The following is a 15,167-nucleotide window of genomic DNA, read 5'->3' as shown; positions in this document are numbered from 1 at the left end:
GGTGGAGCCGTCCCCACCCCTACAACCTGAGGCGGACCGCGGTTCGGGACCTGGGGCCGATCCGCCGGGGGGCCGTCCCCTCCTAGCGTGGAGTCATGACTCCGCCACCTTCTGGCCCCGTCTGCGCCGGTGCCTCGCAGTACGCGACGTACCCGTCCTTCACCTCGTACGTGAGGGCGCGCGGGCCCGTGCTGCTGCGCACCGCGCGTTCCCTGACCGCCAACCCCTCGGACGCCGAGGACCTCCTCCAGACGGCGCTCACCAAGACCTACATGGCCTGGGAGCGCATCGAGGACCACCGTGCCCTGGACGGTTACGTCCGCCGGGCGCTGCTGAACACCCGTACGTCGCAGTGGCGCAAGCGCAAGGTCGACGAGTTCGTCTGCGAGGAGCTGCCGGAGCCCACCGGGTTCCCGGAGCCGGACCCGGCCGAGCGGCAGGTGCTGCACGACGCGATGTGGCGGGCGGTCCTGAAGCTGCCGGAGCGGCAGCGGCAGATGGTGGTGCTGCGGTACTACGAGGACCTGAGCGAGGCGCAGACCGCCGAGGTGCTCGGGGTGTCGGTCGGCACGGTCAAGAGCGCGGTGTCCAGAGCGCTCGGCAAGCTCCGCGAGGACCCGGAGCTGACCCCCGTAAGGTGACGAAGCGGGGCATCATGTCCCTCTTTCATGGACATCCGCCAGTGATCACTGGCAATTTCCGTACTCCCGGGTAGTGACATACCGCGCGGTACGTGCGCAGAATCTCCCCACCCTTACTGCCACGTAGCGCCCACCGGGAGGACGCCCCGTGTACAGCACCATGCAGGACGTACAGCTGACCGTGAGCCGCATCCTCAAGCACGGGATGACGATCCACGGGAAGTCCACGATCACCACCTGGACGGGAGAGCCCGAGCCGCAGCGCCGCACGTTCGCGGAGGCCGGGGCCCGCGCGCATCAGCTGGCCAACGCCCTGCGCGACGAACTCGGAGTCGTCGGCGACCAGCGGATAGCCACCCTCATGTGGAACAACTCCGAGCACGTCGAGGCCTACTTCGCGATCCCCTCGATGGGCGCGGTCCTCCACACGCTCAACCTCCGCCTGCCCCCCGAGCAGCTGGTGTGGATCGTCAACCACGCCGCCGACCGGGTCGTCCTCGTCAACGGCTCCCTGCTCCCGCTCCTCGCCCCGCTGCTCCCGCACCTGCCGACGGTCGAGCACATCGTCGTCGCGGGCCCCGGCGACCGTTCGCTCCTGGACGGCGCCGCGCCGCGCGTGCACGAGTACGAGGAGCTGATCGCCGGCCGCCCGACCACGTACGACTGGCCCGAGCTGGACGAGCGTTCGGCCGCGGCGATGTGTTACACCTCCGGCACCACCGGCGACCCGAAGGGCGTCGTCTACTCCCACCGCTCGATCTACCTGCACTCCATGCAGGTCAACATGGCCGAGTCGATGGCCCTCACCGACAAGGACACGACCCTGGTCGTCGTCCCGCAGTTCCACGTCAACGCCTGGGGCCTGCCGCACGCCACCTTCATGACCGGCATCAACATGCTCATGCCGGACCGTTTCCTCCAGCCGGCCCCGCTCGCCGACATGATCGAGCGCGAGAAGCCGACCCACGCGGCCGCCGTCCCCACCATCTGGCAGGGCCTCCTCGCCGAGGTCACCGCCAACCCCCGCGACCTCTCCTCCATGAAGCAGGTCACCATCGGCGGCGCGGCCTGCCCGCCCTCGCTCATGGAGGCGTACGACCGGCTCGGCGTCCGCCTCTGCCACGCCTGGGGCATGACCGAGACCTCACCGCTGGGCACGATGGCCCACCCGCCGCACGGCCTCACCGCCGAGGAGGAGTGGCCCTACCGCGTCACCCAGGGCCGCTTCCCGGCCGGCGTCGAGGCCCGTCTGGTCGGCCCCGGCGGCGAACACCTCCCCTGGGACGGCGAGTCGGCCGGCGAGCTCGAAGTCCGCGGCACCTGGATCGCGGGCGCGTACTTCGGCGGCGTCGACGGCGAGGCGATCCGCCCCGACGACAAGTTCAGCGAGGACGGCTGGCTGAAGACCGGCGACGTCGGCGTCATCAGCCCTGACGGCTACCTCACCCTCACCGACCGCGCCAAGGACGTCATCAAGTCCGGCGGCGAGTGGATCTCCAGCGTCGAGCTCGAGAACGCCCTGATGGCCCACCCGGCCGTCGCCGAGGCCGCCGTCGTCGCCGTGCCGGACGAGAAGTGGGGCGAGCGCCCGCTGGCCACCGTCGTCCTCAAGGAGGGCGAGTCGGCGGACTACGAGACCCTGCGGTCCTTCCTCGCCGACGAGGGCGGCATCGCCAAGTGGCAGCTCCCGGAGCGCTGGGCGATCGTGCCCGCCGTCCCGAAGACCAGCGTCGGCAAGTTCGACAAGAAGGTCATCCGCAGGCAGTACGCGGAGGGCGAGCTTGACGTGACCCAGCTGTAGGCACGCACGCCGGCGATACGCGTACGGGGAGGGCCGCACCGGCCCTCCCCGTACACGTTCCCGGCGTACGCGTAGCCGGCTTACGTGTTCCCGGCTTACGCGTTGCCTTCGGCCCTAGTTGGTCCCGATCTTCGCGAGCAGGTCGACGATCCGGGCCTGGACCTCGTCGCTGTTCGAGCGCTCGGCGAGGAAGAGGACCGTCTCGCCCGAGGACAGCTTCGGCAGCTCCTCCTCGTCGAGGTCGACCGAGGTGTAGACGACGAGCGGAGTGCGGTTCAACTGCCCGTTCGCCCGCAGCCAGTCGATGATCCCGGCCCGGCGGCGGCGCACCTGCATCAGGTCCATCACCACCAGGTTCGGACGGATCTCCGTGGCGAGCGCGACCGCCTCGGTGTCCGTCGCCGCCCGCGACACCTGCATCCCGCGCCGCTCCAGGGTCGCCGCGAGCGCCTCCGCGATGTCCTCGTGCTCCTCGATCAGCAGCACCCGCGACGGGTGCTGCTCGCTGTCGCGCGGCGCGAGCGCCTTGAGCAGCACGGCAGGATCGGCGCCGTACGCCGCCTCCCGGGTCGCCTGTCCAAGACCCGCCGCGAGCAGCACCGGCACCTCGGCGGCGACCGCGGCCTGACGCAGCGACTGGAGCGCGGTCCTGGTGATGGGCCCGGTCAGCGGGTCCACGAACAGCGCGGCCGGGAAGGCGGCGATCTGCGCGTCGACCTCCTCGCGGGAGTGCACGATCACCGGCCGGTAGCCGCGGTCGCTCAGCGCCTGCTGGGTGGCGACGTCCGGCGCGGGCCAGACGAGCAGCCGGCGCGGGTTGTCGAGCGGCTCCGGCGGCAGCTCGTCGTCGACCGGCCGCGGGGCCGGCCGGTTGGCGACCTCGATCGCACCCCCGGGACCGTCCAGCGGCTCAGGACCCTCCGCCGAGCCCTCCGCGGGCGCCCCTATGGCGTACGCACGCCCCTCGGGCGCCGCCGTCACAAGCCCGAGCGCCCCCTCGGGCGCTGCCTGCGGATGCGGCCTCGCCTCGACCTCGGCCCCAGCCTGCGCGGGCACCGGCGGGTCCACCTCCGGCGGCGTGGCGAGCCTCCTCCGCCGCCCGGACCCATTGGACGGCGCCACAGGCGCCACAGCAGGCGCGGGCGTCACAGCGGGCGCGGGCGGCACGAACGGCACGCCCTGCCCGAGCGTCCGCACGCTGAACGCCCGCCCCTGCGTCGAATCCTTCGGCATCGGCAACTCGGGCGGCAGCGGTACGGACCCGGTCCCGCCCCCGTTCCCCGTCCCGCTCCGCGTCTCGGCCCCGGACTCCACCCGCGGCGCCGCGACGGCCCGGCGACGCCCGGTCGCCGCCCCGTCCCCGCCCTGCGGCACCGGATGCGGCTGCGGCGGCGTATGCCCGGCCCCCGGCACCCCTCGTACCGCCTCGTGCTGCCCCTCATCGGACACCGGCAGCACACCCGACGGCGGTACGGGCACGGGCCCGGGCACGACCTCGGCCCCGGCCCCGGAACCGGCTACGGCACCAGGCACGGCCCCGGCACCGGGCATCGGCATCCCACCGGCCGGCACGGGCACGGCACCGAGCCCCGGCACGACGGGCGCGGGCCCCACGGTCATCGGCCCACCAGCCTGACCAACTTGCCCGGCCTGCCCGGCCTGCTCCTCCGCCCCTGTAACCCCGGTAACCCCGGTAACCCCGGTCGCCTCGGGCGCCCGGTCCGCGTCGGCCGGCGGCAGCGCGAACGGCGTGCGAGGCCCGGCGTCGGCCGCGGCAGCGCGCTCCTGCGCGGCGGCCAGCGCCCTGCGCCGGCGCCCGCTCGGCTGCTCCGCCGGAGCGTCCTCGCCGGAGGCGACGGCCGGCAGGGCGCGGGCGAGCGCGGGAGCGCCGGAGGGCTCGACGGCGACGCCCTGCGGCGGCACGGCGGCACCCAGCGCGGCACGGCCCTGAGCGCCCTCGGCGGCGGTCACGACGGAGCCCTCGGCGGGACGGCCACGACGGCGCCCGGTGGGTTCCACGCGCCCGCCGGCGTCGACGAGCCCGGCCGGGGCCGGTACGGCGTCCACGGCGGCGTTCTGCTGTGCGGGGATCAGCTCGGCCGGAGCGGCGGCCTCTCCCGTACGGGCCCGGCGGCGGCCACTGGGTTCGGCGCCGGCGGCCTCGGGTGCGACCGGGCTCTCCAGGAAGGCGTCGGTCGAGCCGCGGCGGGCCCGTCGGCGTCCGCCGCCGGAGGTGTCCTGGCCGGAGGCGGGGACCGGATGGGCGGCGTCGGCGGAACCGGGCGCGGAACCGGGCGCGGAACCGGGCGCGGAACCGGGCGCGGGACTCGTACCGGTGACGGACGCGGTGGCCTGCGCGGGCAGCGCGAGGGCCTCGCGGCCGCCCTCGGGGGCGTCGTTCCGCGGGGCGGGCGGGACCGTGCCGCGCCCGGCGCCGAGCGGGACTTCGAGGACGTACGCGCCGCCGCTCGTGCCCGGCACCTCGTGGGTCTGCACGACACCGCCGTGCGCCGCCACGATCCCGCGCACGACCGGCCCGTGGACCGGGTCGCCGCCCGCGTAGGGGCCGCGGACCTCGATGCGGACGACGTCACCGCGCTGGGCGGCCGCGACGACGATCGTGGAGTCGGCGGGGACGGTGCCCTGGGCGGTGGCGCGGTTCTTGCCGGTGGCGTCGACGCCTGCGACGTCCGCGACGAGGTGCGAGAGCGCGGTCGCGAGCCGGACCGGGTCGACCTCGGCCTCGATCGGCGGCGCGTGCACGGCGAACTGCGCGCGGCCGGGCCCGATCAGCTCGACGGCCCCGTCGATGCCGGCCGTCACGACCCCGTCGAGGAGCGCGACCCGCTTGTCGAGCTCCTCCGTGCCCGCGTCGAGCCGCTGGAAGCCCAGGACGTTGTCCACCAGGGCCGTCATCCGGGCGTACCCGGCGGCGAGGTGGTGCAGCACCTGGTTGGCCTCGGGCCACAGCTGCCCGGCGTCGTCGGCGGCGAGGGCGCCCAGCTGGGTGCGGAGCTCTTCGAGGGGCCCGCGCAGCGACTCGGCGAGGACCGCGGTCAGCTGCTCCTGGCGGGCGGCGAGCGAGGCGTAGAGCTCCTGCTGCGCCTCCCGTTCGGCCGCGTGCCGCTCGGCCCGGTCGGCCAGTTCGGCGGCGTGCCGCTCGGTGAGCTCGGCGAGCTCGGCCGTGTGCTTCTCGACGAGCTCCTCGTACGGCCTGCGGTCGGTGAAGGTCATCACCGCGCCGACGAGCTGGTCCCCGTCCCGTACTGGAGCGGTCGTCAGGTCGACCGGTACCCGGTGGCCCTTCTTCGCCCACAGGACCTGCCCGCGGACCCGGTGCTTGCGGCCCGACTTGAGCGTGTCGGCGAGCGGCGACTCCTCGTACGGGAACGGCTCGCCGTCCGCGCGCTTCGCGAGGATCAGCGGATGCAGCTCCTGGCCGCCGAGCTCGCCGGCGCGGTAGCCGAGGATCTGCGCGGCGGCGGGGTTCACGAGGACGACCCGGCCGTCCGTGTCCGTACCGACGACGCCCTCGGCCGCGGCGCGCAGGATCATCTCGGTCTGGCGCTGCGAACGGGCGAGTTCCGCCTCGGTGTCGAGCGTGCCGGTGAGGTCCCGCACGACCAGCATCAGCAGCTCGTCGCCGGTGTAGCCGCCGTACGAGTCGTAGGCCTCGCGGCCGTCCTCCAGGCTGGCGCTGGTCACCTCGACGGCGAACTCGCTGCCGTCGGTACGTCGGGCGATCATCCGGGCGGGCTTGGTACGGCCCCGCTCGTCGGTGCCCTCGGGGCGGCGCATGGAGCCGGGGATCAGGCGCGAGTCGAAGCCCGGCAGCAGGTCGAGCAGACCGCGCCCGACGAGCGCGGTGCCGGGCGTCTCGAACATGCCCAGGGCGATCGTGTTGGCGTTGACGACCGTGCCGTTGCAGTTGACGAGCACGAGGCCGTCGGGGAGGGCGTCGAGTATCGCTGCGAGGCGAGCAGCGCCTCGGGATGGCCTGCTGCTCACGACGACGCTTCCTCCCAGAACCACTGCACGTGCTTGCCCACCGACCGCGGCCCCATCTTGCCCCTCGGGCCGCAGCCTGTCACTGAAGGGAGTCTAAGGGAGCCCCCGGCCGTCATCCCCGGACGATCGGAAGGAGCGGCTCCAGGTTCTCCCACCGGTCGATCTCGCAGCCGTTCGCCCGGCTGAACCGGGCGTCGATCTCACGGCCCTGCCACGTGCCCGTGACGTGCGCGAGCGCCGGGCCCCCGTACACCTGCGTACACATCGCGTCCTTCGCCACCGGCTTGAACGGGTTGACCCCCTGCTTCGCCAGCTGCTCCAGCCGCTTGCACGCGTCCTCCGCCGCCGGATGGCTCCCCTCGGCCCGCCCGTCGCACGTCAGCTCGAACGTTCCGTCAGCCGCGGGATAGCCGCTCTTCTCCACCACCACCGTCAGCGTGTCGGGCCCCGACAGCAACGGCAGCGGCGGCAACGGCCCCACCCCCGCCCCCGCGGCGGTGACGAGACTCGCGACGACCAGGCTTCGCAGCATGCAGATCTCCAGAGGCACGAAGGAACGGCGGGCACACCCCGCACCCGCCCGAAAGCAGCCGGACACACCGCCCGCCCGCCCCTTCTAACGCTCCGCCCCCCACCACGTTGCGCAACCCCTGTGCGCCACCCGAGTCCCCCACCCCCAGGGCTTTGCCCTGGACCCCGTACGCCTAGTACGGTGAGAATCGATTGGTGACACCCGGTTCGCCTGTGTCATCATCTGCACGCACCACCCGCGCATGCGCGAGGTGCAAGGAGGCGTCGCCTAGTCCGGTCTATGGCGCCGCACTGCTAATGCGGTTTGGGCCTTCAAGCCCATCGAGGGTTCAAATCCCTCCGCCTCCGCCCCAACCGAAGCCCCGGCCCCAAAGGCCGGGGCTTCGTCGTTCCCGCCTCCCCACCCCATGTGACCCCGGTCTCTTCCCCCCTGATCCCCACCCCCGCCGCCCCACCCCACCCCCACCCCCCACTCGCCCCCATCACCACGTTTCCGCAGGTCACAACGGGTGCGGGGAATGGATTTCACATGACGGCGGGACTCATGTAATGTTCTTCCTGTCGCCGGGACAGCGGGCCGAAAGGGCCGGAAAACGGAGACAAGAACTAAAAGCAAGCACTCGTAGCTTAACGGATAGAGCATCTGACTACGGATCAGAAGGTTGCAGGTTCGAATCCTGCCGAGTGCACAGCAGGCCAGAGGCCCTCAGGAGAGATCCTGAGGGCCTCTGTCGTATGTCGTGACGGCAGTGATTGACGGCAACCGCTTCGAAGAGCCGCTGCGGACCGATCAGACGGCTACGAGGACACCGGCCGCGCCGTCGTCATCGTCCGGCCCGTTGCCGTCACCCCTCAGCGCGTCCCCGACGCGGTCGAAGGCGGAGCGCTGGGAGTCCAGCCGCACGAAGGTGTAGATGTCCATGGTCACGCGGATAGAGCTGTGGCCCAGAACCTCCATGATCATTCGGGCATCGGCACCCTGTTCGTGGAGCAGGGACGCGCACGTGTGGCGCAGGTCGTGGAAGCGGACCTTGCGGACGCCGGCGCGGGCGGACAGGGCCTCGAAGGACCGGTTCAGGTTGCGGGGCTCTATGGGTGTCCCGTTCTTCGTCGTGAAGACGAGGCCCTGCCCCGTCCCCTTCCAGTTGTGACCCGCGGCCTTCTGGTCGGCGATCTGCTGGGCGCGCTGGGCACGGAGCGCGGTCACGCATTCGGCCGGCAGCGCCACGCGCCGGGCCGAGCGCTGGGTCTTCGGCGCGACGATCAGCAGCTCGCCGCCCACACGCTGAAGAGCCTGCCGGACGGTCAGAACCCCGTCGAGAAGATCCACGTCCGACCAGCGCAGCCCCAGCAGCTCACCCCGCCGGAGCCCGATGCGGACCGCCAGCTCGTACGCGGCCCAGAGCCGGTTTTCCCGGGCCGCCGTCAGGAGCCGACGCCCTTCCGCAGCGGTGAGCGGTTCGATCTCGCGCTTGGTACCCATGCTCAGCTCCACGTTCCGGGCCACGTTGCGGGGCAGCTCGTCCTCCCGTACGGCGTGCTGGAGAGCCGCACGCAGGATCACAAGCAGGAAGCGGACGGTCCGGTCCGAGGGGAGCTTCTTGCAGCACTTGCCGAGGGCGCAGCAGCGTCGCTTGTGCTCCGGGCGCTTCTTGTCCTTCCCCTGCGCGCAGCACTGGCAGGTGGCCGCCGTCTTCATGAGGAAGGCGCGGATGTCGCGGGCGGTGAGCCGGACCAGCTTCTTCTTGCCGAACTCCGGGGTGACGTAGTTCCGGACGAGGGATTCGTAGTTGACGTAGGTCGTCAGGCGGACCTTGGTTTTGGCGACGCTCGCCAGCCAGTACGCCAGGTACTCGGCGATCGTCATCTTGTTGGTGGCCACCGGAAGGCCGCTGAGCGAGTCGGCCTTGAGCTTGGTCAGCTTCTCGTGCGCCTCGTCCCAGGTCTTGCCGTAGACGCTGCGCCGCTTGTACGTGCCGTCCGTCGTCAGGACGTACGCGCTGCCCTCCCAGCGGCCGTCCTTGCGCTGGTAGATGGTGCCCTCGTTGTTGGCGTTCTTCTTCGGCTTGGCCATCAGGCGGCTTCCTGTTCGGTGCGGAGGGATACGTAGGCGTCCAGCGCGGCTTCGCTGATGCGGCGGCAGCGGCCGATCTTGAAAGAGGCGAGTTCGCGGGAGCGGATCAGGTCGTGGACCTTCCAGCGGCTGATGCCGAGACGCTCGGCGACCTGGTCCACGGTGAGTACGGCGGTCGTCATGCAGGCTCCAGCCCTTCGTGCTTGAGGCGTTGGGCCTGGCTGACGTCGTGGCGGGTCTGGTTGGCGAGGAGTTCTTCGCCGGGGCGGTAGCCGGAGGCGAGGTAGGCCCAGGAGGACTCGGTGACGAGCACGGTGTCCGGGGCGGGTACGGGGCGGCCGGCGCGGACGCGGGCGGCGTCGGCCTGGGCGAGGCGCCAGGCGCGGCGGACGTCGCGGAGGGCGCCGAGGGTGGTGGAGTAGGCGCGGGACTTGGTGGAGAAGTGGCCGCGGAAGCCGAGCATGTGGGCCCACTTGCAGAGCTTGAGGTCCGCGAACTCGGGCAGGCCGCCGAGGTCCCAGGCGGTGCGGATCATCTGCCGCACGTGCTGGTGGACGGGCAGGTCCCGCAGGGGTTCGGCCTGGCGGGTGCCTTCACAGTCAGGGCACAACTCCCGGATTCGGCCGCCGACCGTGCCACGGCCGGAGCAGGTCCGGCAGACCAGCGAACGGTCAACCGTTCCGGAGTCCTCGGCACTCTTGGTGGCGTACTTGGCGATGTAGCCCGCCACCGCCTTGTCAGTCAGTTCGCCGTCGCCGAGCGCGGTGATCTCGTCCACCTTGGACCTCTTGCCCCAGCCGATTTCGCGGTCCCCCACGGTGTCGGAGACAACGGTCAGGGTGGTCCGCTTCAGCGCGGGCTTGATCGCGCGGAGGAGGTGGTCTGTGGTGGCCCAGGCCGGCGGGGTGCTGGTGTGGCCGTCAGGTCCGTCGAAGCGGATGACGGCGTGGAAGTGGACCAGGCCGCGCTGCTGGTACTCGGCGACCTTCGCGAAGGAGATCCGCAGGGCCGCGTTCATGTCCTTCTGCGTGATGCCGAAGTTTGCGGCGAGGGTGCGGCGGAGGTTGAGGGTGAAGCGTGCCCAAAGAGCGCTTGCGTGGGCGTTCCAGAGCACGGCGCCGGTGTAGTCGTACGTCTTTGGGCTCAGAGGGGTGCCGAGTTCGGGGGCGCTGTCGGGGTGTCGGGTGCCGCAGCGGCAGGGCTGGGGCTTGCCGTCCTTGGTGGTGGTTCGGTTGTGGACGGGGCCGAAGGAGGGGGCGGTGAGGGTCAGGAAGACCCTGGGGTGCGTGCGGATGGTTTCGGGGACGTTCTTGCCGCCGGAGAGTCCGGCGCGGATGAGGTGGTAGGTGTCGGCGGCGTAGAGGCGGGAGCAGGTGGGGCAGCGGGAGGCGCGGCGGTTGCCGCAGGTGGTCAGCAGACGTCCGGTGGGCTCGTCGCTGGTGGAGTACGAGCGGATCGTTTCGCCGGTGGCGTGGTCGCGGGTGGTGGTGTGGCCGACCAGGTTGATCGGTCGGGTGCAGCCGCGCAGGCGGGTGATCTGCTCGCGGGTGCGGTCGAAGTCGCCGAGGTTGGCCAGTTCGATCAGGTCCCGGACAGCGGGGCTGATCACGTGCCGCAGGTCGAGGTCGCGGGGCATCGGCAGGGGAATCCTTTCCGCTGATGGAGGCCCCGGGCAGCACCGAGACGGAGCCAGGTGCCGCCCGAGGGCATGACGGGTCAGGCCCAGGAGGCCAGGAGGAGATGCCGGAAGGCCGGCGGAGGGTCAGGCCCTCAGTGCCGCGTATGCGGCGGTGGCCAGGGGGAGGCTGACGCCGAGACGGGCCTTGAGCTGCGGCAGCGTGATGGGCTGGCCGGTAGCGGTGCGGTGGGCGTCGGCGATCTCGCGGGCGGCGTCCAGCAGAGCCGGGGCCACCTTGGCGGCCGGATGCGGCACAGCGACAGGAGCGGGGGCCGGGGGCGCCGCGGGTTCGGGCACGGCAACCGGTTCAGGAGCAGGCTCCGGGATGAGGGCGGCTCCGGCGTCGGCTGGAATGTCCTCCGGTACGGATTCCGGGTTCGACGCGGGGTCGGCCACAGGAGCCGGGGCCGGGAGCACAGCTGTTGTGGTGGCGGGGGCCGCGGTGGTGACGGCGTGGAAGTGGCGCAGGAGTGCGGGGCCGACCGCACCCCAGCCGAGGAGGAGCAGCGGGGCCACGGCGTCTACGCAGGCGCGGCCGTAGTGCCCGGCGATGACGGGTTCGGCGATGTTGAGGGCGAGGGTGAAGAAGCCGGAGGTGTGCATCAACCGGTTCGCGCCCTTGAGGTCGTCGGCGGCCACGCCGCGCAGGGACAGGTACCGCAGGGCGACCAGGAGGCCGAGGACGGACAGGTCCACCATCGGCGCGATCAGGGGCGCGACCGGGTCGGGGACGCCCAGGCGCAGGGCCAGGTTCCAGACGTTGCCGAAGGAGAACACGAAGGCCAGCAGGGCGATGACTGCCATGACCACGGTCACGGTGCGCTGAGTGATCCGGTCTTCTGACATGAAGGGATTCACCTCCTTCCAAGGGGAGTTGGGGCCGAGGCCGGCGGGTCAGCTCGCGGGGACGAGTTCGGCCCTGTGGGCGACGTTCGGACCGAGGTAGGTCTCCAGGACCTGGCGTTCATGGGTGTTGGCGATGCGGTAGGCGGCGATGCCTATCCGCGCGGCGCGGTCAAGGTCCCCGGTAGTGATGGCCTTGCGCATGTGTTGGATGTAGATCCGCATGGAGGGCCGCATCTCAGGCCGCTTCCGCCGGGGGCTCGGGGTCCTCCTTGTTGAGGTCCACGCCCGTGCGGTGGATCAGGTCTTTCAGGAGCTTGGCCGGGTGGCGAACGAGGTGGGTGGTCTGTTCGGCGACGCGGGCGGCGTCCCGGTCGGCGACGTAGGGGGTGCGGATGCGGATGAAGCCGGGGCGGCCGTGCTGGGACATGACTGCGACGCCGACGTAGGCGGGGTCCTGGAGGGTGACCGGGCTGGCGTCGGGCCACTCGCGGATGTCGTCACCGAGCGCGGCCACGGCGGCGTCGGCGGTCTTCTGCGCGAATGACAGCCCGACCGGGCACACATCGCGGATGAAGGTGGGGATCGCGTCTCCGGTGGTCTTCTGAGTGGTCAGCAGGGTCAGGAATCCGACAGAGCGGCCCTTCTTCACCAGGTCCTCCACCAGGCGGGCGTTCTCCGCCGCGAGCGCGGCCAGCTTCTTTGTAGCCGGGTCGGAGCCCTTGTAGTCGCGGAAGTAGGTGTGGGCCTCGTCGATGACGACGACGATGAGCGGCCAGTCCTCCGAGGGACCGACGTGCCACATGTTCTTCACGCCCAACACGCGGCGGATGGACGCGGAGCGGGCGCGGCGCAGCTGCACCAGTTCCTTCAGCTTCCTGTTCGCCTCCTCCAGATCGTCCCCGCAGAACTCGAACGCGCGCTGCACGAGGTCGGCGTAGTCGCCCTCGTAGGCGTGGGAGACCTTCCCGTCGAAGAAGACGAACTGGATGGCCGGCGAGGGCGCCCAGTCACACACCAGCCGGTTCACGCATGACGTCTTCCCGAAGCCCGGCAATCCGCCCATGGCCACCCCGGGGACCTCCTTCAGGGGCACGACCACGGGCAAGCCGAACTCGTCCACCCCGAGCTCCCACACCGCGTACTCCTCCGGCGGGCGGTCGTTGGGCACATGAACGGTCGGCGTGATCAGCGGATCCACCCGCACCCCGCGCAGCGTGACCTGTCCGGGCTTGTCACCCGGCAACACGGACACGCGGGCCATGCGCCAGGCGTCCGCCAGATAGGGAGCGGCCTTCTGGAACTCCGCCAGACCCACCTTCGGCAGGCAGGTTGCCCCAGCCATCACCCCGAAGGCATCCGGGGTGACCTTCAGAGCCGGGACCAGGACGCGGGGCTTGGGTTCCTTGCCGTCCGAGGTCGCGAGCCAGGCCAGGGCGGTCGGCATCTTGTCCGTGACCGACAGCCCGCACATCCGCGCCAGCCGCTTCCAGCCCCAACGGATCCGTATCGCCTGCCGGATGCTGATCCGCTCCATCGGCGACGCCCGCAGGTAGCGGATCACCCAGACCACGGCCCACAGGGTGAGCAGTCCGAGCCCGAGCCACACCGCTGCACGGAGCCAGCCGAAGGCTTCGTTGAGTTCGTTCACCGGTCTTCCTTCGTTCCGTTCGAAAGATCGCGCCGCACCGGGCGCGTGGGGAAAGGCAAGGGCAGGGGGCGCAGTGCCCCAAGGACGGCGGCAGCCTCGTCGATGAAGATCACGAGCGGACGGCCGCCATCCGGGGTCTCACCCCGGCACGCGGGGAGCGACGTCACGCCGCAGCACTCTCAGAACCGGTCGTCTCCTGCGGCATAGCAGGGGCGTCGACCAGCTCCAGTGCCGCGCAGCGGTAGGCCACGCCCTCCTGAAGCTGGTCGTTGAAGATCCGCGCCCACGGGCTCGCGAAGAGGTCCACCGGGCGGACGAACCGGCCCGGGTGCAGACCGTTGGGCAGACCGGTCTGCGGAACGGTCACCTTCAGTGCCTCAGCGCGCTCGCCCTCCATCACGAAGAGCGTCAGGGTGCACAGCGGCGCACCGGTCTCGAAGTCCACCGCGCGGATGCCGTTCTCCTGGTCCTTCCACTTCGGCACTGCCGGCGTGCCGGTCATGACGTTCGTGGTGGGGAGCACGTGCACACGGATAACGGTCCTGGCCATGGCGAATAAGCCCTTTCAGTCGGGTTCGTGACCAGTGATCCGGCCACACCCAGAGGTAACCACAACGCCTGGGTGTACTGCAACACCCAGGCGTTGGAGGGATCCTGCTATCCATGCGTTCCGTAGGTATGACAGAGGCTGCGGCCGTATCCTGCGGGCATGACGCTGCCCCTCGAAGACGACTCCCGCCCGCCCTACGTCCAGGTGGCCGACTATCTGCGGCGCCAGATCCAGAGCGGCGAGCTAGGGCCTGGCGACAAGGTGCCGTCCTCGCGGGAGCTGCAAGAGAAGTTCGGGCTCGCCAGCGCCACAGTGCAGAACGCGTTCCGGCTGCTCAAGAGCGAAGGGTTGATCTACAGCGTCCAGGGGCGAGGCAGCTTCATTCGCCGCCCCGCTCCTGAGTCCGACGCAGCCGCGGAGGGGGTAGGGGAAACCTCCCTGGCCGGCGACGCTGCCGGTTCAACCGCCGATGCGCGGTACGTCCGCCTTTCTCAAGAGGTCGCAGACCTTCGACGTGACGTTGCTTCCATGCGTGAAACGCTTGTTGAAGCGCTTGAGCTCATTCAGCGGCTGAAGGATCAAGCGCTTGGCGAAGACGCTTAATCTCGCGCGTCACCTGTTGCATGAGCGCGGCAAGGTCGGCCACTTCGGCCGCGAGGAGTGTCACGTCCGCGTCCAGCGCTGATATCTCCGACTCGTTCACTGTTCCCCGCCCATCGCCGCGCCGTTCTTTTGTTCCGTCCCGCAGAACCCCTCGATGGCCCGCCCTGGTGAAGTGCGCGTGCGCCATCCGGCCCCTCCTCTGGAAGCCTGCTGAGATCGGGCATCTCGCCACAACCCCGCGACCCGCCGGGCGGGAGAGGCTGTCAAAATCCCTTGCCGCGTCCCGTCACGTGGGCGGCAGTACCGCAGGGCAGTTCCGCCTCCCGGGAAGCCGTCAGTCGCTGTGAAGGTCTCGCAACCGGATCCCGCGTGACCATGCTTATATGTGGCGTGGGTCACATTTCTCGTTCTCTGTGTACGTAGGCCCCGGAACCTCCGGCGCGAGCCGCACGCAATCAGCGAAAGCGGACACCCCCTCAGAACGCGCATCCCCGCACCTCTCCAGCGGCCCCGCTCGGCTGCATTCCTGTGGACAACTTCCAGCAGGAACATCAGACAGCCGGGAGCCTGTGGATAGATTCCGGCGATCCCGCGAGCAGACCGTAGCGAAACATGGCAAAACAGCCCACGCTCTACCGGCCGAGGCAGCCGAAGGGGCGAGCTGTCCAAAGTTTCTTTACTGGATCAAGGCGGCCCGCTAGCGCGGGCCGCGGGGGGGGGGGGGGGGGGGGGGGAGAGGTGGTCTGCTTCTCTCCCCCCCCCCCCCCCCCCCCCCCCCCCCCCCCCC

Annotated in this window: 12 protein-coding genes and 2 tRNA genes; 5 read left to right on the top strand and 9 right to left on the bottom strand. The window is 71.0% G+C overall.

Translation table 11 applies throughout. The features are described 5' to 3' along the window. The first annotated feature begins 95 nt into the window (after nt 1-95). Complete coding sequence (locus ACZ7G1_RS18210) at nt 96-641, top strand: SigE family RNA polymerase sigma factor (RefSeq protein WP_470878171.1); 546 nt, start codon at nt 96-98, stop codon at nt 639-641. Between the two features lie 148 nt (nt 642-789). Next, on the top strand, nt 790-2,442 hold the full coding sequence (locus ACZ7G1_RS18205; protein WP_470878170.1) for a long-chain fatty acid--CoA ligase: 1,653 nt from the start codon (nt 790-792) through the stop codon (nt 2,440-2,442). A 114-nt stretch (nt 2,443-2,556) separates the two neighbouring features. Here ACZ7G1_RS18205 and ACZ7G1_RS18200 read toward each other — a convergent pair whose 3' ends face one another. Both ACZ7G1_RS18200 and ACZ7G1_RS18195 read right to left on the bottom strand, forming a co-directional pair. After that, nucleotides 2,557-6,450: a PAS domain-containing protein gene (locus ACZ7G1_RS18200; protein WP_470878169.1), complete on the bottom strand. Its 3,894-nt coding sequence runs from the start codon at nt 6,448-6,450 to the stop codon at nt 2,557-2,559. A 112-nt stretch (nt 6,451-6,562) separates the two neighbouring features. After that, nucleotides 6,563-6,982, bottom strand: a complete 420-nt coding sequence (locus ACZ7G1_RS18195) for an SSI family serine proteinase inhibitor (protein WP_470878168.1) — start codon at nt 6,980-6,982, stop codon at nt 6,563-6,565. A 256-nt stretch (nt 6,983-7,238) separates the two neighbouring features. Between ACZ7G1_RS18195 and ACZ7G1_RS18190 the strand changes: the two genes are divergently transcribed. Beyond that, nucleotides 7,239-7,329: transfer RNA gene (locus tag ACZ7G1_RS18190), tRNA-Ser, on the top strand. A gap of 268 nt (nt 7,330-7,597) precedes the next feature. After that, a tRNA-Arg gene (locus ACZ7G1_RS18185) sits at nt 7,598-7,670 on the top strand. A 101-nt stretch (nt 7,671-7,771) separates the two neighbouring features. Here the strand turns inward: ACZ7G1_RS18185 and ACZ7G1_RS18180 are convergent. From ACZ7G1_RS18180 to ACZ7G1_RS18150, 7 genes are all read right to left on the bottom strand, one after another. Next, nucleotides 7,772-9,055, bottom strand: a complete 1,284-nt coding sequence (locus ACZ7G1_RS18180) for a site-specific integrase (protein WP_470878167.1) — start codon at nt 9,053-9,055, stop codon at nt 7,772-7,774. Then, nucleotides 9,055-9,237 (bottom strand): helix-turn-helix domain-containing protein, encoded by a 183-nt coding sequence (locus ACZ7G1_RS18175; RefSeq protein WP_019324615.1) that lies wholly within the window; start codon nt 9,235-9,237, stop codon nt 9,055-9,057. Before ACZ7G1_RS18175 ends, ACZ7G1_RS18180 begins: the two co-directional genes overlap by 1 nt. Beyond that, on the bottom strand, nt 9,234-10,691 hold the full coding sequence (locus tag ACZ7G1_RS18170) for a replication initiator (RefSeq protein ID WP_470878166.1): 1,458 nt from the start codon (nt 10,689-10,691) through the stop codon (nt 9,234-9,236). The genes ACZ7G1_RS18175 and ACZ7G1_RS18170 overlap by 4 nt, the downstream gene beginning before the upstream one ends. 126 nt (nt 10,692-10,817) lie before the next feature. After that, nucleotides 10,818-11,579 (bottom strand): DUF2637 domain-containing protein, encoded by a 762-nt coding sequence (locus tag ACZ7G1_RS18165; RefSeq protein ID WP_470878165.1) that lies wholly within the window; start codon nt 11,577-11,579, stop codon nt 10,818-10,820. 48 nt (nt 11,580-11,627) lie between these two features. Continuing rightward, the gene (locus ACZ7G1_RS18160; RefSeq protein ID WP_453927520.1) at nt 11,628-11,780 is read right to left on the bottom strand and encodes a hypothetical protein; all 153 of its coding nucleotides are present in this window, start codon (nt 11,778-11,780) and stop codon (nt 11,628-11,630) included. Nucleotides 11,781-11,814: 34 nt separating this feature from the next. After that, nucleotides 11,815-13,227 carry an FtsK/SpoIIIE domain-containing protein gene (locus ACZ7G1_RS18155; protein WP_470878163.1) on the bottom strand — a complete coding sequence of 471 codons (1,413 nt, stop codon included), beginning with the start codon at nt 13,225-13,227 and terminating at the stop codon, nt 11,815-11,817. 163 nt (nt 13,228-13,390) lie between these two features. Continuing rightward, complete coding sequence (locus ACZ7G1_RS18150) at nt 13,391-13,729, bottom strand: SCO3933 family regulatory protein (protein ID WP_471204191.1); 339 nt, start codon at nt 13,727-13,729, stop codon at nt 13,391-13,393. Between the two features lie 207 nt (nt 13,730-13,936). On the opposite strand from ACZ7G1_RS18150, the gene ACZ7G1_RS18145 reads away from it, so the two are divergent. Next, nucleotides 13,937-14,380 carry a GntR family transcriptional regulator gene (locus tag ACZ7G1_RS18145; RefSeq protein WP_470878161.1) on the top strand — a complete coding sequence of 148 codons (444 nt, stop codon included), beginning with the start codon at nt 13,937-13,939 and terminating at the stop codon, nt 14,378-14,380. The last annotated feature ends 787 nt before the right edge of the window (nt 14,381-15,167 follow it).

This window comes from Streptomyces sp. NPDC037273 (assembly GCF_055603625.1).
The sequence above is the reverse complement of the archived record's forward strand: the minus strand, read 5'-3'. Positions and strand labels throughout refer to the sequence as shown.